This window comes from Aeromonas sp. QDB23 (genome assembly GCF_027707745.1).
In the GTDB taxonomy this organism is placed as follows: Bacteria; Pseudomonadota; Gammaproteobacteria; order Enterobacterales; family Aeromonadaceae; genus Aeromonas; species Aeromonas allosaccharophila.
Map to the genome: position 1 here is coordinate 1 of NZ_JAPCJA010000163.1, position 884 is coordinate 884.

The 884-nt window shown below is 38.3% G+C and carries 1 protein-coding gene; it reads left to right on the top strand.

Annotated elements, in window-relative coordinates; translation table 11 throughout:
• Positions 1-674: 674 nt before the first annotated feature.
• Positions 675-872, top strand: coding sequence for a hypothetical protein (locus PG888_RS22975; protein WP_270694480.1), 198 nt, complete (start codon positions 675-677; stop codon positions 870-872).
• Positions 873-884 lie beyond the last annotated feature (12 nt).

An 884-nucleotide genomic window follows, 5' to 3' on the forward strand; every position in this document is an offset into this window, starting at 1 on the left:
AGGCAGAGAAAATCCAAGCAAAACAACACGTTAGACGGTATTATTAATTCGCTTGCCGCTTAAGGTTCTGTACATGTTACCAGCATATATTCCACTGGACACTCTATTAACATTCACCCTGCTGACTACTTATTCATATCATCAACACCATCGTCATTGGGTTTGAAAGCTTATTTTCTCGCGCATGTTAATAATCGGTATATAAATAACAAAAAATCCCCATCGAGCTGTCATTTTTGGCCAGTGACTTTCCCCACCACCCCGGCTAAAAACGACGACTTCTTATAAACCAGCTCTATAAAACTGATATCTCAACGAATTTACTCTCGCTACCATAAAAGCAAGGATGAGATAAAAACGTTTTTCACATTAAACGCCTTTAAATTTCTTTATTCTCATTAAAAAATATAAAGTCGTTCATATGAGTAGCGCTCTTAATACGCTGACTTTAACCCGATAAAGACTATCACCCAATACAATTAAAATAACCCGCAGAACAACAATAAACTCAATTAAATCATGGCAATACATTAATTCCACCAGCGAATCAGTTAATAGAAATATATCATCAATAAGTCGTTTGATTATTTAATGCACTCTCCTTAGCCTTGGGCGGAATAATTAGTATAAAAACTATAAATTTATCAGTTCAAACTATTAGGAACACACGTAACATGCACAAAATCCTGCTCGATCAAGCAATGGAACTCACTAAGGCTCAAGGAGAGTGCTGGATCGTTTTAAAAGATGGCTCAATCAAAGCCGTTAATGTCGGCGATATGCTTCCTAAGGGTGTGCTACTGGTATCCTTAACCATCCCCTCATATGAGCGAGGCGTGGCGCGGCTTCTGAGGTATGATCGCCATCCTTGACCAGCTAATACC